At 70.2% G+C, this 23,206-nt stretch carries 18 protein-coding genes; 9 read left to right on the forward strand and 9 right to left on the reverse strand.

The genetic code is table 11. The annotated features are described in order from the left end of the window. Positions 1-180 precede the first annotated feature (180 nt). Positions 181-1,500 (forward strand): cyclopropane-fatty-acyl-phospholipid synthase family protein, encoded by a 1,320-nt coding sequence (locus tag AL346_RS09045; RefSeq protein ID WP_019402359.1) that lies wholly within the window; start codon positions 181-183, stop codon positions 1,498-1,500. 944 nt (positions 1,501-2,444) lie between these two features. On the opposite strand, the gene AL346_RS09050 is transcribed toward AL346_RS09045, so the two are convergent. From AL346_RS09050 to AL346_RS09065, 4 genes are all read right to left on the reverse strand, one after another. Next, positions 2,445-2,945: a L,D-transpeptidase gene (locus AL346_RS09050; RefSeq protein ID WP_019402360.1), complete on the reverse strand. Its 501-nt coding sequence runs from the start codon at positions 2,943-2,945 to the stop codon at positions 2,445-2,447. A 110-nt stretch (positions 2,946-3,055) separates the two neighbouring features. Then, a complete protein-coding gene (locus tag AL346_RS09055) occupies positions 3,056-4,456 on the reverse strand; it encodes an MFS transporter (RefSeq protein WP_019402361.1) in 1,401 nt (466 codons plus the stop codon). Further along, positions 4,456-5,124: a 5,6-dimethylbenzimidazole synthase gene (bluB, locus tag AL346_RS09060; RefSeq protein ID WP_019402362.1), complete on the reverse strand. Its 669-nt coding sequence runs from the start codon at positions 5,122-5,124 to the stop codon at positions 4,456-4,458. The genes AL346_RS09055 and bluB overlap by 1 nt, the downstream gene beginning before the upstream one ends. Continuing rightward, positions 5,117-9,946 (reverse strand): NAD-glutamate dehydrogenase, encoded by a 4,830-nt coding sequence (locus tag AL346_RS09065; protein WP_371179634.1) that lies wholly within the window; start codon positions 9,944-9,946, stop codon positions 5,117-5,119. Before AL346_RS09065 ends, bluB begins: the two co-directional genes overlap by 8 nt. Positions 9,947-10,089: 143 nt before the next feature. Between AL346_RS09065 and AL346_RS09070 the strand changes: the two genes are divergently transcribed. Together AL346_RS09070 and AL346_RS09075 are read left to right on the forward strand one after the other, a co-directional pair. After that, positions 10,090-10,698, forward strand: coding sequence for a peroxidase-related enzyme (locus tag AL346_RS09070; RefSeq protein WP_019402364.1), 609 nt, complete (start codon positions 10,090-10,092; stop codon positions 10,696-10,698). A 374-nt stretch (positions 10,699-11,072) separates the two neighbouring features. Continuing rightward, positions 11,073-11,522: a DUF2794 domain-containing protein gene (locus AL346_RS09075; RefSeq protein ID WP_019402365.1), complete on the forward strand. Its 450-nt coding sequence runs from the start codon at positions 11,073-11,075 to the stop codon at positions 11,520-11,522. Between the two features lie 113 nt (positions 11,523-11,635). On the opposite strand, the gene AL346_RS09080 is transcribed toward AL346_RS09075, so the two are convergent. The 3 genes from AL346_RS09080 to AL346_RS09090 all read right to left on the reverse strand — a co-directional run bounded on the left by AL346_RS09080 (position 11,636) and on the right by AL346_RS09090 (position 15,908). Next, on the reverse strand, positions 11,636-12,421 hold the full coding sequence (locus AL346_RS09080; protein ID WP_019402366.1) for a Bax inhibitor-1/YccA family protein: 786 nt from the start codon (positions 12,419-12,421) through the stop codon (positions 11,636-11,638). Between the two features lie 179 nt (positions 12,422-12,600). Further along, complete coding sequence (locus AL346_RS09085) at positions 12,601-15,180, reverse strand: ABC transporter permease (protein ID WP_053194049.1); 2,580 nt, start codon at positions 15,178-15,180, stop codon at positions 12,601-12,603. A gap of 8 nt (positions 15,181-15,188) precedes the next feature. After that, on the reverse strand, positions 15,189-15,908 hold the full coding sequence (locus tag AL346_RS09090) for an ABC transporter ATP-binding protein (RefSeq protein WP_019400843.1): 720 nt from the start codon (positions 15,906-15,908) through the stop codon (positions 15,189-15,191). A 61-nt stretch (positions 15,909-15,969) separates the two neighbouring features. Here AL346_RS09090 and AL346_RS09095 point away from each other — a divergent pair, with 61 nt between their 5' ends. The 3 genes from AL346_RS09095 (at position 15,970) to thpR (ending at position 18,504) form a co-directional block, all read left to right on the forward strand. Then, the gene (locus AL346_RS09095; protein ID WP_019400844.1) at positions 15,970-16,620 is read left to right on the forward strand and encodes an arylesterase; all 651 of its coding nucleotides are present in this window, start codon (positions 15,970-15,972) and stop codon (positions 16,618-16,620) included. 64 nt (positions 16,621-16,684) lie between these two features. Continuing rightward, positions 16,685-17,731: an aldo/keto reductase gene (locus AL346_RS09100; RefSeq protein ID WP_019400845.1), complete on the forward strand. Its 1,047-nt coding sequence runs from the start codon at positions 16,685-16,687 to the stop codon at positions 17,729-17,731. A gap of 197 nt (positions 17,732-17,928) precedes the next feature. Further along, positions 17,929-18,504 carry an RNA 2',3'-cyclic phosphodiesterase gene (gene thpR, locus AL346_RS09105; RefSeq protein WP_026014895.1) on the forward strand — a complete coding sequence of 192 codons (576 nt, stop codon included), beginning with the start codon at positions 17,929-17,931 and terminating at the stop codon, positions 18,502-18,504. Here the strand turns inward: thpR and AL346_RS09110 are convergent, their stop codons facing one another. Together AL346_RS09110 and AL346_RS09115 are read right to left on the reverse strand one after the other, a co-directional pair. Continuing rightward, a complete protein-coding gene (locus tag AL346_RS09110; RefSeq protein ID WP_019400847.1) occupies positions 18,505-19,494 on the reverse strand; it encodes an HWE histidine kinase domain-containing protein in 990 nt (329 codons plus the stop codon). A gap of 216 nt (positions 19,495-19,710) precedes the next feature. Further along, positions 19,711-20,496 carry an SDR family NAD(P)-dependent oxidoreductase gene (locus AL346_RS09115; RefSeq protein WP_019400848.1) on the reverse strand — a complete coding sequence of 262 codons (786 nt, stop codon included), beginning with the start codon at positions 20,494-20,496 and terminating at the stop codon, positions 19,711-19,713. Between the two features lie 251 nt (positions 20,497-20,747). On the opposite strand from AL346_RS09115, the gene AL346_RS09120 reads away from it, so the two are divergent. The 3 genes from AL346_RS09120 to rlmN all read left to right on the forward strand — a co-directional run bounded on the left by AL346_RS09120 (position 20,748) and on the right by rlmN (position 23,204). Further along, entirely contained in the window at positions 20,748-21,119 is a 372-nt protein-coding gene (locus AL346_RS09120; RefSeq protein WP_019400849.1) for a YkvA family protein, read from the forward strand. A 144-nt stretch (positions 21,120-21,263) separates the two neighbouring features. Continuing rightward, a complete protein-coding gene (locus AL346_RS09125) occupies positions 21,264-21,815 on the forward strand; it encodes an invasion associated locus B family protein (protein ID WP_156332723.1) in 552 nt (183 codons plus the stop codon). A gap of 204 nt (positions 21,816-22,019) precedes the next feature. After that, the gene (rlmN, locus tag AL346_RS09130) at positions 22,020-23,204 is read left to right on the forward strand and encodes a 23S rRNA (adenine(2503)-C(2))-methyltransferase RlmN (RefSeq protein WP_371179625.1); all 1,185 of its coding nucleotides are present in this window, start codon (positions 22,020-22,022) and stop codon (positions 23,202-23,204) included. Positions 23,205-23,206 lie beyond the last annotated feature (2 nt).

The following is a 23,206-nucleotide window of genomic DNA, read 5'->3' on the forward strand; positions in this document are numbered from 1 at the left end:
GGGGGAGAGACGCAAGACTACGGCGTTTGCGCCGGGCGGGGCAAGCCCGCCGCCACAGGAAATCCGTCTTGAAAACTTGCCCTGAAAATTCGTTCTGAAAATTCGTCCTGGCGGCGAAGCGTGATTCACTTTCCGCGCAAAGGCTATAACGTGCGCCGACTCGGGTGATGAGGGGACGGCATGGTGACGCGCGAGGCTGAAGGGGTGGACAAGCGGCTCGATGCGGCGCGGCGGCTGCTGCGGCACGTCGGTGACAGGCTGGGCGCCGACCTGTCCGTCAGGCTGTGGAACGGTGAGACGATCCCGCTCGGGCCCAAGGCGAACGGCGATCTCGTCTTCTCCATCGCGGCGCCGGAGGCCGTGACCCGCCTCGTGCGCTCGCCCCGGCTGACGACGCTGGTCGAGCTCCTGGCGGCCGGCGACATCGACCTGCACGGCGGCACCCTGCTCGACGTCGCGGCGCGTCGCGGCGAGGCCAATACCAAGGGCCTCCTGAAGCGGCTCGACAAGGGGCTTCTCATTCGCTCCCTGCTGCCGTTCCTCTTCGGCCGGGCGCAAAAGCCGGCCGGGAGCCATGCCTATCAGGGCGCCCAGGTCGACAAGGACGCCGCCGGCCGCGACAACAAGGCCCTCGTGCAGTTCCACTACGACCTGTCGAACGCCTTCTACGGCCTCTTCCTCGATCCCGAGATGCAATATTCCTGCGCCTATTTCCCGCGCTGGGACGCCGGCATCGAGGAGGCGCAGAAGGCCAAGCTCGACATGATCTGCCGCAAGCTGCGGCTGAAGGAGGGCGAGCGCTTCCTCGACATCGGCTGCGGCTGGGGCGGCCTCGTCTGCCACGCGGCGCAGCATTACAGCGTCACGGCGCACGGCGTGACGCTGAGCGAGGCGCAGCTCGCCTTCGCGAAGGAGAAGATCGCCCGCCTCGGCCTTCAGGACCGGGTGACGGTGGAGCTGAAGGATTACCGCGAACTCACCGGCAGCTTCGACAAGATCGCCTCCATCGGCATGTTCGAGCACGTGGGGCTCGACAACCACGGCGCCTATTTCACCAGGATGCGCGAGCTCCTGCGCCCGCGCGGTCTGCTGCTCAACCACGCCATCACGCGCCCGGCCAAGAAGTCGGCCCGCGCCTTCCGCCGGAAGCGGCCGGAGTATGCCGCCATCGTCAACTACATCTTCCCGGGTTCGGAGCTCGACCACATCGGCGGCTCGGTGACGAGCCTCGAACGCTACGGCTTCGAGGTGCACGACGTCGAGGCCTGGCGCGAGCACTACGCGCGCACGACGCGGCTCTGGTGCGAGCGCCTCTACGCCAACCGCGAGGCGGCCGAGCGCGAGGTGGGGGCGGCGAAGACGCGGCTGTGGCTGCTCTACCTTGCCGGCGTCTCGCTCGGCTTCGAGCGCGGCACCATCGGCATCTTCCAGACGCTCGCCTCCCGCCGCGCCAAGGGCCCGTCGGGCCTGCCCCCGACGCGCGAGGACCTTTACCGGTAAGGCTGCCGCAAGCGCACTCGTTGCCCGAACGCATCGAGCGCGAGCGGAATGCGACCTCCCCACCCGTCCTGGCCAGGCTCGTCCCGGCCATCCACGCCCTTCAGCCTGGTGCCGGCGTCACCGCGTGGATGCCCGCGACGAGCGCGGGCATGACGGCAGGGCAACGGCGTGCCGGTGTTGGGCCGGGCGCGGAGCACGACCTCCCCACCCGTCCTGGCCGGGCCCGTCCCGGCCATCCACGCCTTTCAGCCTGGCGCCGGCGTCACCGGCGTGGATGCCCGCGACGAGCGCGGGCATGACGCAGGGAAACGGCGTGCAGGTGTCGGGCTGGGGGCCGAGCACGACCTCCCCACCTGTCCTGGCCGGGCTTGTCCCGGCCATCCACGCCTTTCAGCCTGGCGCCGGCGTCACCGGCGTGGATGCCCGCGACGAGCGCGGGCATGACGCAGGGAAACAGCGTGCAGGTGTCGGGCTGGGGGCGGAGCACGACCTCCCCACCCGTCCTGGCCGGGCCCGTCCCGGCCATCCACGCCTTCCAGCCTGGCGCCGGCGTCACCGGCGTGGATGCCCGCGACGAGCGCGGGCATGACGGCAGGGCAACGGCGTGCAGGTGTCGGGCTGGGGGCCGAGCACAACCTCTCCTCCCGTCATGGCCGGGCTCGTCCCGCCATCCACGCCCTTCAGCCTGGTGCCGGCATCACGGCGTGGATGCCCGCGACGAGCGCGGGCATGACGGCAGGGCAACGGCGTGCCGGTGCCGGGCCGGGCGCGGAGCACGACCTCCCCTCCCGTCATGGCCGGGCTTGTCCCGGCCATCCACGCCTTTCGACTCCGCTCCAGCGTCACCGCGCGGATGCCCGCGACAAGCGCGGGCATGACGGTGGAGGGGACGGAACGGGACGGGGAGCGTCGGCCTGCGCCGGGCGCTTCGCCGGCACCCGATGCTATGGCAGCACCACCACCGGCGTGCCGACGGCGACGCGCTCGAAAAGGTCGATGATATCGGCGTTGTGCATGCGGATGCAGCCGTAGGACGCGAACCGCCCGATTGAATCGGGCCGGTTGGTGCCGTGGATGGCGTATTCGTCGCCGGTCAGCGTCAGGGCCCGCTCACCCATCGGGTTCTGCGGCACGCCGCCGGGGATGACGTCCGGCAGGTGCGGGTTGTCGCGCTTGACCTCGGCGGGCGGCGACCAGGCCGGCCTGACGTATTTGCCGTCGATACGGGCGATGCCGCGCCATTGCTTGCCCGGCTTGCCGACGGCGACCGGATAGCGCAGTGCGACGCCCTCGCGGGCGACGAAATAGAGCCGGCGCTCCTTGGTGCGCACCACCACCGTGCCCGGCGCATAGCCGGAGAAGGACACGATCTCCCGGCTCTTTGCCGGCGCCGCCAGAAGGGCGAGCGCGACCGAGGCCGCGCTCGCCGCCATCACAATCTTCATCGTCGCCACCCTGTTCGTCTTCTCGCGAACGTCGGTGGCGATTGAAGCCTCACGGCGGTGAACAGGCTCTTGCCGGAAAACGGCTTTCGGCCGCGAGGGTGAACGGCCGGTTACGTCCGCTGGTTGACGCCGGTGAGGATCAGGGCGCCCGTACCGAAGAAGAGGACGAGCACGGCGAGCCCCGCCGTCTGCGTGCCGCTCGCCTGCGTGGCGATGGCGACCATGGTCGGCGCGAGGAAGGACGTGACCTTGCCCGACAGCGCGAAGAGGCCGAAGAACTCGCCCGCGCGCCCTTCCGGCGCGAGGCGCACGAGGAGGCTGCGCGAGGCCGCCTGCATGGGTCCCGCCACGAGCCCGATGAGGAGCCCGAGCCCGAGATAGACCTTCTCCGGCAGGCTCGCATAGAGCCCGTCGCCCGGCTGCGGCGGCTCCGCCGGCACGATGAAGAGGATGCGGTCGCTCGACAGCGACAGGATGCCGATGCAGCAGGCGATGAGGACGCTGAGCGCGCCGAGGATGACCGGCTTCGAGCCGATGGCGTCGTCGAGGCGCCCGCCGACGAAGGCGCCGATGGTGCCGGTGATGGTGAGCAGGATGCCGAAGATGCCGATCTCGATGGTGCCCCAGCCGAAGACGCCGGCCGCGTAGATGCCGCCGAAGGCGAACAGCGCCACGAGCCCGTCCTGGTAGACCATGTTGGCGAGGAGGAAGCGCATGACCGAGCCGTGCCGCCTCGCATGGGCAATCGTGTCGGCGAGCGCGCGCACGCCCCGCCCGGCCGCCTCGCGCAGCGAAGCTCCCGTTGCCGGGACGTCCGGCGTCAGCAGGAACATGGGCATGACGAAGACGACGAACCACAGCGCCGTCAGCGGCCCCGCCGCCCGGTCGCCTGCGGCGGTCGCCGGATCGAGGCCGAAGAGCGGGACGAGGCCCAGGAGCGTGCGCCCGGTCTCCGGGCTCGCGGCGAGGAAGCCGAGCGTGACGACGAGCGAGATCAGCCCGCCGACATAGCCGGTGGCCCAGCCGGTGCCGGACAGGCGCCCGAGCTTCTCCGGCGGCACGAGGCACGGCATCATGGAATTGTTGAACACCGTCGCGAATTCCGCCCCGATCGTGCCGATGGCGAAGGCGACGAGGGCGAGCGGCACGGCGAAGGGCACGCCCGGCGCGGCCCACCACAGGGCCGCGCTGGCGAGCGCCATCATGGCGCCGAAGGCGGCGATCCACGGCTTCTTCGGCCCGCTCGCATCGGCAATCGCCCCGAGGACGGGGGAGGCAAGGGCGATGGTGAGCCCCGCAAGGCCCGTCGCATAGCCCCACAGCGCCTGCCCCTCGGCCGGGTTGGCGGCGAGGCGCGCGGCGAAATAGGGCGCGAACACGAAGGTCGTGATCAGCGTGAAGAAGGGCTGGCAGGCCCAGTCGAAGAAGAGCCAGGCGACGACCGAGCGCCGGGGCGGATAGGCCCCGGCAAGGCTCGGCTCAGGCGGCGCGTCGGTCGTCACGGCGGTCATCAGCGCTCCAGGATGGTGCTGTCGGGCGCCAGCCGGTCCTGCCAGCCGTGGCGCACGAGTTCGGGATCGAGGTGTTCCTCGCAAGGATAGCCGACGCACAGATAGCCGATGAAGCGCCAGTGTGCCGGCACGTCGAGCGCCGCCGTCAGCTCGCCGGGATCGAGGATCGAGATCCAGCCGACGCCGAGCCCGGCTGCCCGCGCCGCGAGCCAGAAGGTATGGATCGCGGTGACGACGGAATAATGCAATGTCTCCGGCATGGTGCGCCGGCCGAGGCCGTGACCGGTGTCGGCCCCCTCGTCGCAGAAGGCGGCGATGTGCACCGGTGCTTCCGCGAGGCCTTCCAGCTTCAGCAGGGTGTAGAGCTGCGCCCGCTCGCCGGCATAGTCCGAAAGGGCCTCGGCGTTGCAGCGCTCGAAATTCGTGCGCACCGCCGCCCGCCGGGACGGTTCGTCGACCATGACGAAGCGCCACGGCTGCGCATTGCCGACGGACGGCGCCTGCGCGGCGAGCGCGAGGAGGGCGCTGATCGCGTCCCTGTCGACGGGCGTCGGGAGGAAACGGCGCACGTCGCGCCGCCAGGCGACGAGCTCCGCGAGGCGGGCGCGAAAGGCCGCGTCGAACACCGGCGGCGCGGGGCCGCCGGTGCCATGGCCCGCATCAGCCACGGGCGAGATCGCCGAGCAGGCTCGCCGCCACCGTCAGCTTCGACAGCGTCAGCCCGGAGGCGGCGATGGTCTCGACGGTGCTGCGGATGCGCGTGACCTCGCTGCCGCGGCGCTCCTCCCACGCCTCGATGGCCTGCGGCCCGGAGCCGTCGGCGACGATCTCGGCCGTCAGGCGGCGGTGGGCGTCGGACAGGCCGTCGATGGCCCGGTCGAGCGCCAGACGGTCGTAATAGTCGGCCACCTTGATCTCCCGCCCCTGGGCGGCGAGCGCCCCAAGCCGGAAGATGCCCTCCACGGCGAAATGCGTGGCGGCCACGTCGCGCACCGGCCGGCCGGCGAGCGTGGCGACCCGGACGATGTCGGGGCCTTCCGCGAGCACGGGCAGCGCCGCGAGGCGTCCCGCGAGCTCCTCCGGCACGCCTTGGGCCACCAGCGCCTCGGTGCGCTCCCTGAGGCCCTCCCGCGTCGCGGCCGGCAGGATGGCGTCGAGATAGGCCGCGATCTCCGCGAGCCCGTCGCGGTAGCGCGCGACGACGGCATCGAGATCCTCGCCGGCAAGGTCGACATTGCGGATGAACCAGGCGAGTTGGCCGATCAGCATGTCCTGCAGCTCGCCGTAGAGCCTGAGCTGCAGCGCCCCGCTGACCTTGCCGTCGAGGGCGTCGATGGCCGCGTTGAGCTCCGTGAGGCCGAAGGCGTCGCGCGTCGCCGCGTAGGCTGTGGCGATGGCCGGCGCGTCGGCGCCCGTCTGGTCGGCGAGTTTCGTGACGATGGTCGGCCCGCCGCGGTTGACGATGGCGTTGGCGAGCTGCGTCGCGATGATCTCGCGCCGCAGCCGGTGGCCTTCCACCGCATCGGGGAAGCGCTCGCGCACCGGCCCCGGCATGTAGCGCGCCAGCTCGCGGGCAAGATAGGGCTCGTCCGGCACGCTGCTGTCGAGCAGGGCGTCGTGCAGGGCGAGCTTGGCATAGGCGAGGAGCACGGCAAGCTCCGGCCGCGTCAGGCCCTCGCCGCGCTGCTCGCGCTCGGCAAGGCTCGCATCGTCCGGCAGGTTCTCGACCGTGCGGTCGAGCCGGCCGTGCTGTTCGAGCACCTGCATCAGGCGGCGCGCAAAGCCGATCTCGCCCACCCCGTGCCGCTCGGCCAGCGATAGGGCGAGCGTCTGCAGGTAGTTGTTGCGCAGCACGAGCGCCCCGACCTCGTCCGTCATCTCGGCGAGGAGGGCGTTGCGCGCCTCGCCTGTCAGGCGGCCGTCGCGCTCGGGCTGGCTGAGCGCGATCTTGATGTTGACCTCGACGTCCGAGGTGTTGACGCCGGCCGAGTTGTCGATGGCGTCGGTGTTGAGCCGGACGCCCCGCCGCGCCGCCTCGATGCGCCCGCGCTGGGTCGCGCCGAGATTGGCGCCCTCGCCGACGACGCGGGCGCGGATCTCGCCGCCCGTGATGCGGATGGCATCGTTGGCACGGTCGCCGACGTCTTCGTTGTCCTCCTCCTGCGAGCGCACATAGGTGCCGATGCCGCCGAACCAGAGCAGGTCGACGCGCGCCTTGAGGATGGCGTTCATCACCTCGTTCGGCGTGGCGCTCTCCTTGTCGAGATCGAGCAGCGCGCGCATCTGCGGCGAAAGCGGGATGGCCTTGAGCGAGCGCGAGAAGACGCCGCCGCCCTCCGAGATCAGGCTCTTGTCGTAGTCCTGCCAGCTCGAGCGCGGCAGGTCGAACAGCCGCTTGCGCTCGGCCCAGGACGTGGCCGGATCGGGCTCCGGATCGATGAAGATGTCGCGGTGGTCGAAGGCGGCGACCACCTTCAACGCCTGCGACAGCAGCATGCCGTTGCCGAAGACGTCGCCGGACATGTCGCCGACGCCGACGACGCGCACCGGCTCGCTCTGGATGTCGATATCCATCTCGCGGAAGTGGCGCTTCACCGCTTCCCAAGCGCCGCGGGCGGTGATGCCCATGCCCTTGTGGTCGTAGCCGTGGCTGCCGCCGGAGGCGAAGGCGTCGCCCAGCCAATGGTGATGAGCCTCGGAAAGACCGTTGGCGATGTCGGAGAAGGTGGCCGTGCCCTTGTCGGCGGCGACGACGAGATAGGGGTCGTCGCCGTCATGGCGCACGGTGTCGGCCGGCGGCACGATGGTTTCGCCGTCGAGATTGTCGGTCAGGTCGAGCAACGTGCCGACGAAGATCTTGTAGGCCTCGGTGCCCTCGGCGAGCCACGCCTGCCGGTCGCCCGGCGGCGGCAGGCGCTTGGGCACGAAGCCGCCCTTGGCGCCGACGGGCACGATGACGGCGTTCTTCACCTGCTGCGCCTTGACGAGCCCGAGCACCTCGGTGCGGAAGTCCTGCGGCCGGTCCGACCAGCGCAGGCCGCCGCGCGCCACCTTGCCGAAGCGCAGGTGCACGCCCTCGACGCGCGGGCTGTAGACGAAGATCTCGTAGAGCGGGCGCGGCAGCGGCAGGCCGTCGACGCGGGCGCATTCGAACTTGAAGGCGATGGGGTCGCGCGTCTGCCCGTCCGGCCCGAGCTGGAAGAAGCTGGTGCGCACCGCGGCTTCCATCAGATTGACGAAGCGGCGCAGGATGCGGTCGTCGTCGAGGCTCGTGACCGCGGCCAGCATCTCCTCGATCCTGGCGCGCTCGGCTGCGCAGTCTTCGGCGCGCGACGCCTCTTCGCCGCGCGGGTCGAAGCGGTCGTAGAACAGGCGGATGAGTGCGAGCGCGATCTGCGGCTGGCGGGCGAGCGCGGCGGCGATGTAGTCCTGGTCGTAGGGGATGCCGATCTGCTGCATGTAGCGGCCGAAGGCGCGCAGCATGGCGACGTCCCGCCAGTTGGCCCCGGCCTCCAGAACGAGCGCGTTGAAGCCGTCCGATTCGGCGCCGTCGCGGAAGACGGCCATGAGGGCGGCTTCCAGCGGGCGCTCGAGCCCGGCGATGTCGATCGGCCCGCCGGCGCTGCGCTCCAGCGCCATGTCGTGCAGCCACACCTGCGCGCTCTTGGGCTCGCCTTCCGGCAGCACGCGATAGGTGCGCTCGTTGACGACGCGGAAGCCGAAGCGCTCCAGCATCGGCACGCGCTGCGACAGCGGCATCGGGGCGCCGCGGGCGAAGACCTTCAGGTTGGCCCGCTCCTCGCCGTCGCCCTCGCGCCGGTAGAGGTCGACCGCCCGCGGCCGCTTGTCGGACAGCCGCTCGAGGATGCCGATGTCCTTGAGCACCGCCTCGCCGGAAAAGGCCTCGCGGTAGGCGGCGCTGAAGGCCTCCGCATAGCGCTGGGCCGCGACGCGCGCCTTGTAGCCGCCGACGGTGTTCTCGAGTGCGCTGCGCAAAGCGTCGGCCCAGGTGCGCACGATGGCCGTGATGCCGGCTTCCAGGGTTTCGCGGCTGACGTCCGGCGTCTTGCCCTCGTCGCGGCCGATGATGTAGTGCGTGCGCGCCAACGGGCCTTCCGGATAGCTCGGATAGGCGGCGGAGACGCGCCCCTGGTAGGTCTCGGCGAGGAACTCGCCCACCCGCCGGCGCACGGACGTGTCGTAGCGCTCCTTCGGGATGAAGACGAGGACGGAGACGAAGCGGTCGAATTCGTCGAGCCGGGCGAGGGCGCGCACGCGCGGGCGCTCGGTCAGGTGCAGGATGTCGAGCGAGAAGCGGTAGAGCGTCTCGATGTCGACCTGGAACAATTCGTCGCGCGGATAGTCCTCGAGGACGTGCATGAGCGCGCGGCCGGAATAGCTCGCCGGGTCGAAGCCGGCGCGCTGGATGACCTGCGCCACCTTGTGCCTGAGGTAGGGGATGGTGCGGGTCGAGCCGGTATAGGCATTGGCCGTGAACAGCCCGACGATGCGCAGCTCGCCGGCGAGCTCGCCCTCTTCCGAGAACAGCTTGACGCCGATGTAGTCGAGATGGGCCCGGCGGTGCACCCGGCTCTTGACATTCGCCTTGGTGATGATGAGCGCCACCGGCCGGGCGAGGAAGGCCGTGATCTCGGGGCTCATGACGACGAGCTCGCGCCCGCGGCGCAGCACGCGCACCTCCGGATCGCGCAGGATGCCGAGCCCGGTGCCCTCGATCGGCGCCGAGCCGGCGTCGCCGCCGGCAAAGCCATATTCCCGGACGCCGAGAATGGTGAAATTGTCCGCCGCGATCCACTCGAGGAAGCGCACCGCCTCCGCGACTTCCTCCGCCGGCAGGGGCGGCGGGTTGATCTTGTAGGCCTCGGCGGCACCCGCGAGGCGCCCGCGCATGGCGCTCCAGTCGCGCACCGCCCGCTCGACGTCGGTATAGACCGCCTCGAGCCCCTGGGTGAGCCTCAGGCGCACCGCTTCGTCGTCGATTCGCGGCAGGTGGATGTGGATGAGGCTCTCGCGCCGCGCGCCGCGCGGCGCCCCGGCCGCCGCCTCGCCGGCAAAGCGCAGGAAGGCGCCGTCCTCCCCCCGCTCCACGGCGAGGATCGGGTGGGTGACGAGATAGGGCTCATATCCCTGATCGACGATCTCGGCGAGCGTCGAATCGAGGAGGAACGGCATGTTGTCGTTGATGACCTCGACCACGGTGATGTCACGGCGGTGCCCGTCGTGCTCGATCTCGTGGTCGATGAGGCGCACGTCATGCCGGCCGGCCGGGCGCGGCTCGGTCAGGTGGCGGTAGGATGCGACGGCAAGGGCGGCGAGGCTTGCGACGGGATAGCCGGCGAGATCCTCGAGGGCGGCGCGGCCGATCAGGAGATCGACGAAGCCGGGTGGCAAGACCTCACCCATCGAATCGAGCGCTTCGTCAATGGCTTTTACCAGTCCGGCCCGTTTGTCGGCCGCAGCGAGCTCCATCATCGTCCTCCCGACAGCGTCGAAGCTGCTCATCCTTAGATCATGTCGTGGACAAATGCAGCCTTGCGGCCGACATTCTCGGCATGGCCGGACGCCGCACAGGCAATTGCGGCAGCAGGAAATGCGAAGGAGGAGACGCGCGCATGTCGAAAGTCGACCGGCAGGAGGAAAAGCCCGCCCGCCAGGACGTGGCACCGGCGCCGACGGCGCTGTCGCTGGCACCGGGGGAATTGTCGCCGCCGATGCAGGCCTATTTCGCGAAATGCGAGGAGAAGCTCGGCTTCGTGCCCAACGTCCTCGCCGCCTATGCGCACGACAATGCCAAGCTCGAAGCCTTCGCCGCCTTCTACAACGATCTGATGCTGGCGCCGTCCGGCCTCAGCAAGCTGGAGCGGGAGATGATCGCCGTCGTCGTGTCGAGCATCAACCGCTGCTACTACTGCCTAACGGCGCATGGGGCAGCGGTGCGCCAGCTCTCGGGGGATCCGGTCCTCGGCGAGATGATGGTGATGAACTACCGCGCGGCGGACCTCTCCCCGCGCCACCGGGCGATGCTGGACTTCGCCGCGAAGCTGACCGAACGGTCGCACGAGATCGGCGAAGAGGACCGGCAGGCGCTGCGCGAGGCCGGCTTCGACGACAAGGCGGTCTGGGACATCGCCGCCGTCGCGTCGTTCTTCAACATGTCGAATCGGATGGCTTCGGCCGTCGACATGCGGCCGAACCGCGAATACCACGCCGAGGCGCGTTAGAGGCAGCGGCCGCGATTCGCGGGCGGGCGCGCAAAAGAATAGGGCCGGTGCGGGGACACCGGCCCTAGTTACTCTTACACGGAACCGAGTGGTCCGGCATCTCGTCCACCCCGGGGGCTGGGGGGCTGACTAGATCCAGGGCGGCGAGCGCCGGACCATCGAGGCAACGTCCTTTTTATCGCCCCGCACTAGGGCACCTGATTGACCGCTCTGCGGCTAAATTGTGGTTTTTCTTTCGGATTTGCCTGTATCGCTCACCGGTCCGGTCCGTGCCGCGATGAGGCTTGCGCCGGCCCGGCGGCGGTCGCATCATGACAGGCACATGACGCAGGCGGGCAGCCCGCCTGCTCTCCTCGCCAAGCCGGACGGAGGTCATGAGCGAAACGGAGACGAGCGATCCCTCTTCCGATCCCTTTCGCACCGGGGGCGGAGCGGCCGTCGTGCCCTTCACCCCCCGGCGGAAGGACCAGGGCCCTGCCCAGCCGCATGGGCACCCGATCGCGCCTGCGGCGTCCCGCGCGCCCAATGTCGTCTCGTTCGACGCGCGCGAGCTCAGGGAGATCCTCAATGTCTACGGGCGGATGGTGGCGCTCGGCGAATGGCGCGACTACGCGCTCGACTTCCTGAAGGACCGGGCGGTCTTCTCCGTCTTTCGCCGAACGAGCGAGGTGCCGCTCTACCGCATCGAGAAGGATCCGCAGCTCGCCCGCCGCCAGGGCGCCTATAGCGTGGTCTCGGCCTCCGGCCGCATCCTGAAGCGCGGGCATGACCTCGCCCGCGTGCTGCAGGTTCTCGACAAGCCCGTGCGCCTCGTGGCGCAGTAGCCGGCCTATCCCCCGTTTACAGCAGGACGAAGCTCGCACGGGCCGAGCTCGCCGCACGCAAAAAGAAACCCCGGCAAGCCGGGGTTTCTGGTTTCTTCGCTGTGCGCCCGCGCTTATTCGCGCGACTGGCCGAAGAGCTGCAGCAGCATCACGAACATGTTGATGAAGTCGAGGTACAGCATCAGCGCGCCGAGGATCGACTTGCGGGCGGCGACGTCGCCCTCGTCGAGCTCGTAGTACATCTCCTTGATGCGCTGCGTGTCCCAGGCGGTCAGGCCCGCGAAGACGAGCACGCCCACCACCGAGATGGCGAACTGCAGGGCGCTCGACTGCAGGAAGAGGTTGACCAGCATGGCGATGATGAGGCCGAAGAGGCCCATCACCAGGAAGGAGCCGATCGCCGAGAGGTTCTTCTTCGTCGTGTAGCCGTAGAGGCTCAGCGCACCGAAGGCGGCCGCCGTGATGAAGAACACGCGCACGATGGACGCGCCCGTGTAGACGAGGAAGATCGACGACAGCGACAGGCCGACGAGCCCCGCATAGACGAGGAACAGCGCCCGCGCCGTGCCCGGCTGCATGCTGGCGATGCGGAAGCTGAGGAAGAACACGGCCGCAAGCGGCGCCAGCATCACCACCCACTTCAGCGGGCTCGCGAAGAGGGCGTAGCCGAACTGCGTCAGCATGATGCCGCCGCGCATCTGCGCCACGGCCGCCGACGGGTCGTTCGTCACAGCGAGCATGAAGGTGCCGAGGGCGGCAAGGCCGGTGACGGCAAGGCCCAGCACCATGTGGTTGTAAACGCCGAGCATGAAAGCCCGCAGGCCCTGGTCGAGCTCTGCGGTCCCGGCCCGGGCGACACCCGTGCCGTAGGCATAGGTGTTGCGGTTCAGATCGGACATTTTTCCCTCTCGAAGCTAAATCACACGAACGGCGCGGCCCGGAGGCCGCACTTGCACCGAAATATGGGCTGAACGCGCCCGCCTTACAAGGCTGATTCGGTGGCCGGGCGCGGGAAAGCGGCGCCCGGGACGCTGTGACAAGAGGCCCTCGGACGAATTTCCTCCGGCCCCGGCGGTGGTCACAGGTTGCGCAGGTAGGGCGCCGGCTTCTGGCCGAGGATGCGCCAGGTGCCGGCGAGCCCGAGGCCGATGGTGACGACGATGGCGAGCAGCGCCGCGACGAGCGCCCCGCCCGGCTCGAAGGTGAACGACAGGCGCATGACGCGCGTCACGATGACATAGGCGCTGATCGTGCCGGCGATGAAGCCGAAGATGGCGGTCGCGATGCCGAGCGCGCCGTATTCGAGGCTGAAGGCGCTGATCAGCCGCGCGCGCGTCGCCCCGAGCGTCTTCAGCACGACGGCATCATGCAGCCGGGCCTGATGGCCGGCGGCCAGCGCCCCGCCGAGGACGAGCAGGCTCGCCGCGAGGGCCACGGAGCTCGCGGCGCGCACGGCGACGGCGAGCTGGCTGACGACGTCGTTGACCGCATCGAGCGCATCGCGCACGCGCACGCTCGTCACCATCGGGAATTCCTTGGCGAGCGTCCGCATCACCGCGCCTTCGTCGATCCGCTCGCCCGCCCCGTTCGCGGTGAGCGTGGCAAGATGCGTATGCGGCGCGCCGGCGAAGGTGTTGGGCGAGAACACCATGACGAAATTGATGCCGAGCGTGCGCCATTCCACCGTGCGCAGGTTGGCGATCCTCGCCTCGATGTTGCGCCCGAGCACGTTGACGACGAGCCGGTCGCCGACGGCGAGGTCGAGCTCCTGCGCAAGCTCGCGGTCGAAGGAGACGAGCGGCTCGCCCGCGTAATCGGCCGGCCACCATTCGCCCGCAACGACGGTCGAGCCCTCGGGCGGCGTTGCGGCATAGGTGATGCCGCGGTCGCCCTCCAGCACCCAGGCGGCCTCTTCCGGCGCCTTGTAGTCGCTCGCCCGGATGCCCTTCAGCGAGACGACGCGCCCGCGCATCATCGGCACCCGGTCCACCGTCCCCTGCGGCGCCTCGCGGGCGAGGAAGGCCTCGAAGCGGCCGGCCTCGCCGTTCTGGATGTCGAGGAAGAAGAAGCTCGGCGCCTGGGCCGGCAGGGCGCGCGTCAGTTGCCCGCGGATATTGGCGTCGATCATCGCGAGCGCGACGAGCAGCGTCACGCCGAGGCCGAGCGACAGGACGAGCGAGGGCGTCAGCGCACCCGGCCGGTGGATGTTGGCGAGCGCGAGGCGCGGCGCCGTGCGCCGCGGGCGCGGCAGGCGGCGGGCGAGCGCCATGAGGCCGAGCGCGACCAGCCTCAGCAGCAGGAAGGCACCCGCCGCGGCGGCGATGAAGATGAGCGCGACGCGCCGGTCGTAGGCGAAGACGACGGCGACCACCACCAGCGCCGCGACGGCCGCGAGGCTCGCGAGCCGGTAGCGCAGGCGCGGCCCCTTCGCGGCAGGATCCACCTCGTCGCGGAACAGGGCCGAGACCGGCACGTCGTGGGCCCGGCCGAGCGGACCGAGCGCGAAGGCAAGCGCCGTGAGGAGGCCGTAGAGCGCGGCGACGGCGAGTTCGAGCGGGGCGAGCGCCGGCGTCAGCGGCAGGGGCAGCAGGCTCTTGGCCGCTTGGGCCACGGCGAAGGGCATCGCCGCGCCGATAACGAGCCCGATGGCGATGCCGACCGCGGCGATGATCATGACCTGGGTCAGGTACACGGCCACCACCTGCCCGCCCGGCGCGCCGAGGCTCTTCAGCGTGGCGATGGAATGCAGCTTGCGTTCGACGAAGGCGTTCACCGCATTGGCGACGCCGACCCCGCCGACCATGAGGGCGGTGAGGCCGACGAGGGTGAGGAACTGCGTGAAGCGCTCGATGTTGCGGGCGAACTGCGGCGAGGCGTTGTTGCGCGAGCGGATCTGCCAGCCGGCATCGGGCAGGCGCTGCCGCGCCTCGGCTTCGAGGCGCTCCAGGGCGCGCTCGCCCCCGCTCGCGGCGGGCAACGCCACGCGGTAGGTCCAGCGCACGAGGCTGCCGGGTTGCACGAGGCCGCTCGCCGCGAGCCCCTCCTGCGACATCAGGAGCCGCGGGCCGAAGCCGACGCCGGCCGCGATCTTGTCCGGTTCCGAGACGAGGCGCGCCCGGAGCGCGACGCGGGCGTTGCCGAGGCTGACGACGTCGCCGACCGCAAGGCCGAGGCGATCGAGCAGGACGGGGTCGACGAGAGCCCCATAGGTGCCGTCGCGCGCGGCGAGCAGCTCCGCGACCGGGGCGGCGGGCTCGCTCTCCACCGCGCCGATCATCGGATAGGCCCCGTCGACGGCCTTGACCTCGACGAGGGCGGATTCGCCGTTCGCCGCGATCGCCATGGCGCGCAACGTGGCGATGGCGGAGACGCGCCCCGCAGCGTCGAGGAAGGCGCGCTCCTGTGGGCTCGCCTCGCGCTGCACGAGGCTGAAGGAGAGGTCGCCGCCGAGGATGCGCCGCCCCTCCACGGCAAGGCCCTCGGTCAGGCTGCGCGAAACGGAGGAGACGCCGGCGATGGCTGCGACGCCGAGCGCGATGCAGGCGAGGAAGACGCCGAAGCCGCGCACGCCCCCGCGCAGCTCGCGCAGGGCGAGGCGCAGCACGAGCGGCAGGCGTGGGCCGGGGCGGGACGCGGAGGCGCCAACGAAACCGTGCATGGCCGCCCTCATGCGCTCACGGGCGCTTCGTCCGGCACGACGGTGCCGGAGCGCAGCCGCACGACACGGTCGCACTGCTCGGCGAGGCCCATGTCGTGCGTGACGAGGACGAGCGTCGCACCCCTGTCGCGTTTGAGCGCGAAGAGGAGGTCGACGATGCCGCGCCCGGTGCGCTCGTCGAGATTGCCGGTCGGCTCGTCGGCGACGAGGATGGCCGGGTCGGCGACGATGGCGCGGGCGATGGCGACGCGCTGCTGCTCGCCGCCCGACAGCTGGGAGGGATAGTGATGCAGCCGCTCGCCGAGCCCGACGGCCGCAAGCTCCGCCTCGGCCCGGGCGAAGGCGTCGGGCGCATCGGCGAGCTCGAGCGGCAGGGCGACGTTCTCGAGCGCCGTCATGGTCGGCACGAGATGGAAGGACTGGAAGACGATGCCGACGTTGCGGCCGCGGAAGCGGGCGAGCGCGTCCTCGTCGAGCCGGGCGAGATCCTTGCCGGCGACGGTCACGGTGCCGCTGTCCGGCCGCTCGAGCCCGGCCATGGTCATGAGCAGGGTGGACTTGCCGGAGCCCGACGGGCCGACGAGGCCCACGGCCTCGCCGCGCCGCACGCCGAGCGATACGCCCTGGAGGATGTGCACGCGCGCGGCGCCGCGTCCGAGGCTCAAATGGACATCCGCGAGGGAAATGACCATATCGGCAGGTGGCGTCAGATCCGTCGCGCTGTCCATCAATCGATCCGTCGAGGCTGAGGGGTATGAGAACACCCCGTCATATGGGACCTGGTCCGGGATGATCAAACGTCTTCGTCGCGCCCTGCCGCTCGCTCTCCTTCATGTGATGCTGGTCCTTGCCCCGGCCGGCGGCGCGCTCGCCGAGCCGCTGCGCCTCGTCGCCCTCGGCGACAGTCTGACGGCGGGCTATGGCCTGCCGCAGGAGGCGGCCTTCCCCGTCGTCCTCGAGAAGGCCCTGCGCGAGCGGGGCGTGGAGGTCGAGATCGCCAATGCCGGCGTCTCCGGCGATACCGCCTCGAGCGGCCTCGCACGGCTCGACTGGTCGGTGCCGGAGGGGACCGATGCGGTCATCCTGGCGCTCGGTGCCAACGACATGCTGAGGGGTCTGTCGCCGGAGGTGACGCGCAAGGCGCTCGAGGACATCGTCACGCGGCTCAAGGCACGCAACATCCCCGTGATGCTGGTCGGCATGGTGGCCGCGCCGAACCTCGGCGAGGATTACAGGCGCCGCTTCGACGCCATCTATAAGGATATTGCGGCGCGACACGGCCTCGTGTTCTATCCTTTCTTCCTCGAAGAGGTGGCGGCGGATCCCGGCCTCAACCTCCCCGACGGACTGCACCCCAATGCCGAGGGCGTGAAACGCATCGTCGCGCGCATGCTGCCGACGGTCGAGCGTTTCGTGTCCTCCCTGCCTCCCCGCGGCTGACCGGCCGCTTTCTCTTGCAAGGGCCAGACGCGGCGCCATGGCGCCGCACGATGAGGACTGCCTTATGAACTACCGCAAACTCGGCCGCACCGATCTCATGGTCAGCGAATTGTGCCTCGGCACCATGACCTGGGGCGAGCAGAACACCGAGGCCGAAGGCCACGCGCAGATGGACTACGCCCTCGAGCGCGGCATCAACTTCTTCGACACCGCCGAACTCTATCCGATTCCGCCCAAGGCCGAGACGCAGGGCGCCACCGAACGCGTCATCGGCTCCTGGTTCAAGGCGCGCGGCAATCGCGACAAGGTCATCCTCGCCACCAAGGTGGTCGGCCGCACCGACATGGACTGGTTCCGCGACGGCGGCCGCAAGGGCGAGCTCAACCGGGCGCAGATCGAGGAGGCGGTGAACAAGAGCCTCAAGCGGCTCCAGACCGACTACATCGACCTCTACCAGCTGCACTGGCCGGACCGGGCGGTCACCCAGTTCGGCTCCAACCCCACCATCTTCCGCGCCGCCGAGGGGCCGGAGAACCCGATCGACGAGATTCTCGCCGTGCTCGGTGACCTCGTGAAGGCCGGCAAGGTCCGCCACATCGGTCTCTCCAACGAGAGCGCCTGGGGCACGATGACCTTCCTTCATCACGCAACCGTGAAGGGCCTGCCGCGGGTGCAGTCGATCCAGAACGCCTATTCGCTTGTCAACCGCACCTTCGAGGTGGGCCTCGCCGAGATCGCCATGCGCGAGAACGTCGGCCTTCTCGCCTATTCGACGCTCGCCCAGGGCTACCTCACCGGCAAGTACCGCGACGGCGCCCTGCCGCCCGGCAGCCGCAAGCAGCTCTTCGACCGGCTGCAGCGCTACGAGAAGCCCGGCGCGGCCGAGGCGGTCGACGCCTATGTGACGCTGGCTGCAGACCTCGGTCTCGACCCGGCGCAGATGGCGATCGCCTTCGCAACCAGCCGGCCCTTCGTCACCGCGACCATCATCGGCGCGACGACCATGGAGCAGCTGCGCACCGACATCGACGCCCTCGACGTGAAGATCACCGAGGAGGTCGAGGCCCGCATCGACGCCATCCACCAGCGCCAGGGCAATCCCTGCCCCTGAGGCCGCGGCGCCGAAGCAGGCCGAAGGCGTGTCCGCCCCGCTCTGGACAGGGGCGGGCGGGCGCGCGATCCTTGGGTGAGGGAGCGATTCGCTAGGGCCGGTGCCGCCTGCGGCATACAAGGCCCAGCGGGAGGGGGAGCCCGGCATCCGTGACGGCTGCCGGTGCCGCGAAGCCTCTGGAACGAAGGAGGATGGCCATGCCTCGTCTGTTCACCGGCCTCGAAATTCCCGCCGACATCGCCGAGGCGCTCGCGCGCCACCGCGGCGGCCTCTACGGCGCGCGCTGGATCGATGTCGAGAACTATCACATCACCTTGCGCTTCGTCGGTGACGTCGACGCCACGACGGCGGCGGACATCTACGATTCCCTCGCCGACATCGACCGTCCGCCGGTGACGGTGACGCTCGACATGCTGGATTCCTTCGGAGGCGGCCGGCCGCGGGCGATCGTCGCGCGCGTGCGGCTCAACTCCGCGCTCACCGAGTTGCAGGCCGACCACGAGCGCTGCGTGCGCCGCGCCGGCCTGCCGCCCGAGCCGCGCAAGTTCACGCCGCACGTCACCCTGGCGCGGCTGCGCGATGCTTCGCCGCTCGATGTCGCGGATTACTTTGCCGGGCAGGGCGCCTTCCGGCCGCTGACCTTCACCGCCGACCGCTTCGTGCTGTTCTCCTCGCGCGCCTCGGTCGGCGGCGGCCCCTACATCGTCGAGGCCGCCTACGCGCTATCGCGTCATCCCTACATGTCGGGCCGGCGCCTGGCGGCCGGCGCCTGATCAGGCGAGACGGTCGAGCCGGGCTGTCAGCGTCACGACGAGGCCGTCCGGCCGCCACGCGCGGGCGAGGGAGCCGCCGAGCTGGCTGCGCACGGTGCTGCGGGCGAGCACGCTGCCGAAGCCTTCGTCCGCCGTGCCGCCGGACGCGGCGGGGCCTCCCTCCTCGCGCCAGACGAGGTGCAGCGTGTCCGCATCCGTGCGCCAGGAGACGATGACGCGCCCTCGGGATGAGGACAGCGCGCCGTATTTGGCGGCGTTGGTGGCGAATTCGTGCAGCAGCAGGGCAAAGCTGGTCAGGCCCCCGCCGCCCAAGGTGATCTCAGGCCCGTCGACGACGATCCGCGGCTCCTCGGGACGGGCGTCGACGAACGGCGAGACGATCGTGTCGATCAGGGCGGCAAGCGTCGCGCTGCGCGCCTCTTCGCGGCCGAGGCCGGCGGCCGGCAGCGTCAGGGTGTGGGCCCGGGCCAGCGCTTCGAGGCGGCGCCGGGCCGTCTCGGCGGTTTCCTGCGGGGTCGTGGCGCCCTGGGCGCTGAGACCGACGATGCCACTCGCCAGCGCGAAGAGGTTCTTGACGCGGTGGTCCATCTCGCGCAGCAGCAGCTCCTGCCGCTCGTGCATCCGCCGCCGCTCGCTGATGTCGCGGAAGCAGTTGACGGCGCCGACCACCGCGCCGGAGTCGTCACGGATCGGTTCGATGTTGACGAGGACGAACAGCGTCTCGCCGTCGGGACGCTCGATGACCACCTCGGCATCGCTCACCGCCTGGCCGGTCCTCAGGGCGTCGGCCATGGGGCAGCAGGCATGCGCGATGGGCGTGCCGTCGGGCGCGCGAAGGGCGAGGGAGCCGCAGAAGCGGTCCTGCGGCGCCGGCTCGCGACCCCACAGCTCGGCCGCGGAGCGGTTGTGCCGCACGATGAAGCCGTCCCGATCGCAGACATAGATGGCGACCGGCAGCAGATCGATGAAACGTTGCGACGCCCCGAGCACGTCACTGGCGCTCCCGGGCCGGGAAGCAAGGGTCGCGTTCACGATGGGCCGTACCAACCGCCCGTGCTGCCGTTTCCCGTCATGCCGTCTCCTGCGGTTCGCGCGACCGGTCACCGGAGGGCTCGAATGGCCCCCGGCCGGAACGCGCGCCAACAGAACGCGGCATTGAGGCAGCAATGGGCCGAGGCCGCGCCGGCCTTGCCGCGCGGCCGGCTGCTACTTCGGCGCGAGGCGGATGGCCCCGTCGAGGCGGATGGCCGAGCCGTTGAGCATGTCGTTCTCGATGATGGCGCGCACGAGCGCGGCATATTCCTCCGCCTTCCCCAGCCGGGACGGGAAGGGCACGCTCGCCTCGAGCGCCGTGCGGTAATCCTCGGGGACGGAAGCGAACATCGGCGTCTCGAACAGCCCGGGCATGATCGTCATGACGCGGATGCCGAGCGTCGAAAGGTCGCGCGCCACCGGCAGCGTCATGCCCACCACGCCCGCCTTGGAGGCGGCATAGGCCGCCTGGCCGATCTGCCCGTCGGTCGCCGCGACCGAGGCCGTGCAGACGATCACGCCGCGTCCGCCGTCGGGCGTGACGGGCGCGAGGGCCGCCATGTCGGCGGCCGCCTTGGCCGCCACGGTGAACGTGCCGACGAGGTTGATCGCCACGGCGCGGGCGAAGGTCGCGATATCGTGAGCGACGGGCTCGCCGGTGTCGCGCTTCTTCGCCACGGTGCGCTTGCCGGGGGCGATGCCGGCGCAGTTGACGACGATCCGCGCCGGCCCGTGGGCGGCTCTGGCCGCGGCGAGCGCGGCATCGACGGAAGCCTCGTCCGAGACGTCCGTGCGCGCGAAGAGCCCGCCGATATCCTCGGCCACGGCCCGCCCGCGCTCCTCGTTCATGTCGAGGATCGCCACCTTGGCGCCAGCCGCCGCGAGCATGCGCGCCGTGGCCTCGCCGAGGCCGGAGGCCCCGCCGGTGACGATGGCGGCCATCGATGCGTCGAGCTTCATGCCTGCTCCTCCCTCGTGTTCTCTTGCCGGCAAGCTTTGCCGGGATGTGCCAGGGTCCGATGCTCCTTCGGGGTTTAGCGCACCTCGGGCCCGGTGCAAACGCCGTGGGCGGTGCGCCGGTGCCAATGCCGATGGGACGCCGGTCGCGAAACCTTGTGTGGCCGGCCTCGGCAAACCATCTTCTGGCCTTGGTCTTGCGGCACCAGAGCCGATGGTGGGCGATGCGCTGTCGCCCGTGAAGGAGACAGGGAATGGACGTGACGATCGCGCGCCCGCTGACGCGCGAGGAGATGCAGGCCATGCGGCGTGCGGTGCGCGACGAGGAGAGCGTCACGCGCCGCTTCTGGAAGGCGCTGCGCCGTGTCGCCGCGAATACCCCCTTCGCCGAGGACCTCGTCGCCGTTTACTTCTGTGCGACCGACCCGGCGACACCGCGCCGCGTCAAGCTCACCTTGCTCGGCGCGCTCGGCTACTTCATCCTGCCGACCGATGCCGTTCCCGATTTCCTGCCGCTCCTGGGCTTCAGCGACGATATGGCCGTCCTTGCCGCCGCGATCGCCATGGTGGCGGGCGCCATCACCGATGATCACAGGCGCCGCGCGCGGGAAATAATCTCTCAATAAAATTCGATTAACGTTTCGGCTTCATGAACGGCTGCGCACCGGGACCGATGCCTGCCGGCGCGACCATAATTTCGCCCCCTTCCGGACGCCTAGGAGGCGCCGGGCGGGATGTGTTCCACTCGAACGAGGGAGTGTGACGCTCTGATGATTCGAGGATTCTCGGCGCGGCCCGGCGCGGGCCTTTTCATGATCGGCGCGGCTGTCGCCGCTGCCCTCGTCGCGAGCCAGCCGGCGGCGGCGCAGGGCGCGGCCGGCGGCCAGGCGACGCTGCTTGCCACCTATGGCGACTGGGGCGCCTATGCCTCCGGCCAGGGCAACGCGCGCGTGTGCTATGCCATGACCCAGCCCAAGCAGCGCCTGCCGGCCGGCCTCAACCGCGATCCGGCCTATCTCTTCGTGTCGAAGCGGCCGGCCGAGAACGTGCGCAACGAGGTCAGCTTCGTGATGGGCTTCCCCACGCGCGAGAATGTCGACGCCCGTGCGACGGTGGGCGATGCGGCCTTCGCGCTCGTGACGAAGGGTGAGAACGCCTGGGTCAAGGACCCGGCGCAGGAGGGCCAGGTGATCACGTCCCTGCAGCGAGGCGCGAAGCTGGTCATCAACGTTGAATCGCGCCGCGGCAACAAGCTGACCGATGAATATTCGCTCCAGGGCTTCACCCAGGCGCTGAAGCGGGTGAACGACGAGTGCAAGTGAGCTGCAGGTGAGCAGCAACTGAGCGGCCGCGGCTGACCGGCTGCGATCGATCGTCGCCGGATGCGCGTGGCGCGCCCGGCACGAGGTGACGATGACGGCCCCGGCGTGTTATAGCGCCGGGACTTTCTGTTTTGGACCGGACCCATGCAAGTGCCCTCGCAGGAGGCGGCGCTCCGCGCCCCTTCACAACCGCGCCCCGTGGCGATGCCCGTCAAGCCCTCGCTCGTGGGCATGACGCGCCAGGAGCTGCGCGACAGCCTCGCCGCGCTCGACATCCCCGAGCGCGAGCTGCGCATGCGCGTCGGCCAGCTGTGGCACTGGATCTACCTGCGCGGCGCCCGCGACTTCGACGTCATGACGACCATCGGCAAGGGCCTGCGCGCGCGGCTCGCCGACGCCTATACGCTGGCGCGGCCCGAGGTGGTCACCGAGCAGGTCTCGCGCGACGGCACGCGCAAGTGGCTCATGCGCATGCCCTCGACCGGCCCCTTCGACAAGGGCGCCGAGATCGAGTGCGTCTACATTCCCGAGGTCGATCGCGGCACGCTCTGCGTCTCGAGCCAGGTCGGCTGCACGCTCAACTGCTCCTTCTGCCACACCGGCACGCAGAAGCTCGTCCGCAATCTCACCTCCGCCGAGATCGTCGCCCAGGTGATGGTCGCGCGCGACCGGCTCGGCGACTGGCCGGACGAGAGCCCGCCAGAGGGCGCCTTCGTGCCGAGCGACGGCGGGCGCTTCGTCACCAACATCGTCCTCATGGGCATGGGCGAGCCGCTCTACAACTTCGACAACGTCAAGGCGGCGATGGACGTCGTCTGCGACAACGAGGGCCTCGGCATCGGCCGCCGCCGCATCACGCTGTCGACCTCCGGCGTCGTGCCGATGATCGCCCGCGCGGGCGAGGAGATCGGCTGCATGCTGGCCATCTCCCTGCACGCCGTGCGCGACGACCTGCGCGACGTGCTGGTGCCGCTCAACAAGAAATATCCCATCGCCGAGCTGCTCGAGGCCTGCCGCACCTATCCCGGCGTCTCCAACGCCAAGCGCATCACCTTCGAATATGTGATGCTGAAGGGCGTCAACGACAGCGAGGCGGACGCCCGCGCCCTCGTGCGCCTGCTCAAGGGCATCCCGGCCAAGATCAACCTCATCCCGTTCAATCCCTGGCCGGGCACCCAGTATGAATGCTCGGACTGGGAGACCATCGAGCGTTTCTCCCAGATCGTGTTCGACGCCGGCTATGCGAGCCCCGTGCGCACGCCGCGCGGCCGCGACATCCTGGCGGCCTGCGGCCAGCTCAAGAGCGAGACGGAAAAGCTGAGGGCCCGCGCCCGCATGATGCTCGAATCCGGCATCGGCGCCGAGGGCATGTTCTCCGCCGCCGAGTAAAG

Origin of the sequence: Chelatococcus sp. CO-6 (genome assembly GCF_001271345.1) — a bacterium.
GTDB lineage: Bacteria > Pseudomonadota > Alphaproteobacteria > Rhizobiales > Beijerinckiaceae > Chelatococcus_A > Chelatococcus_A caeni.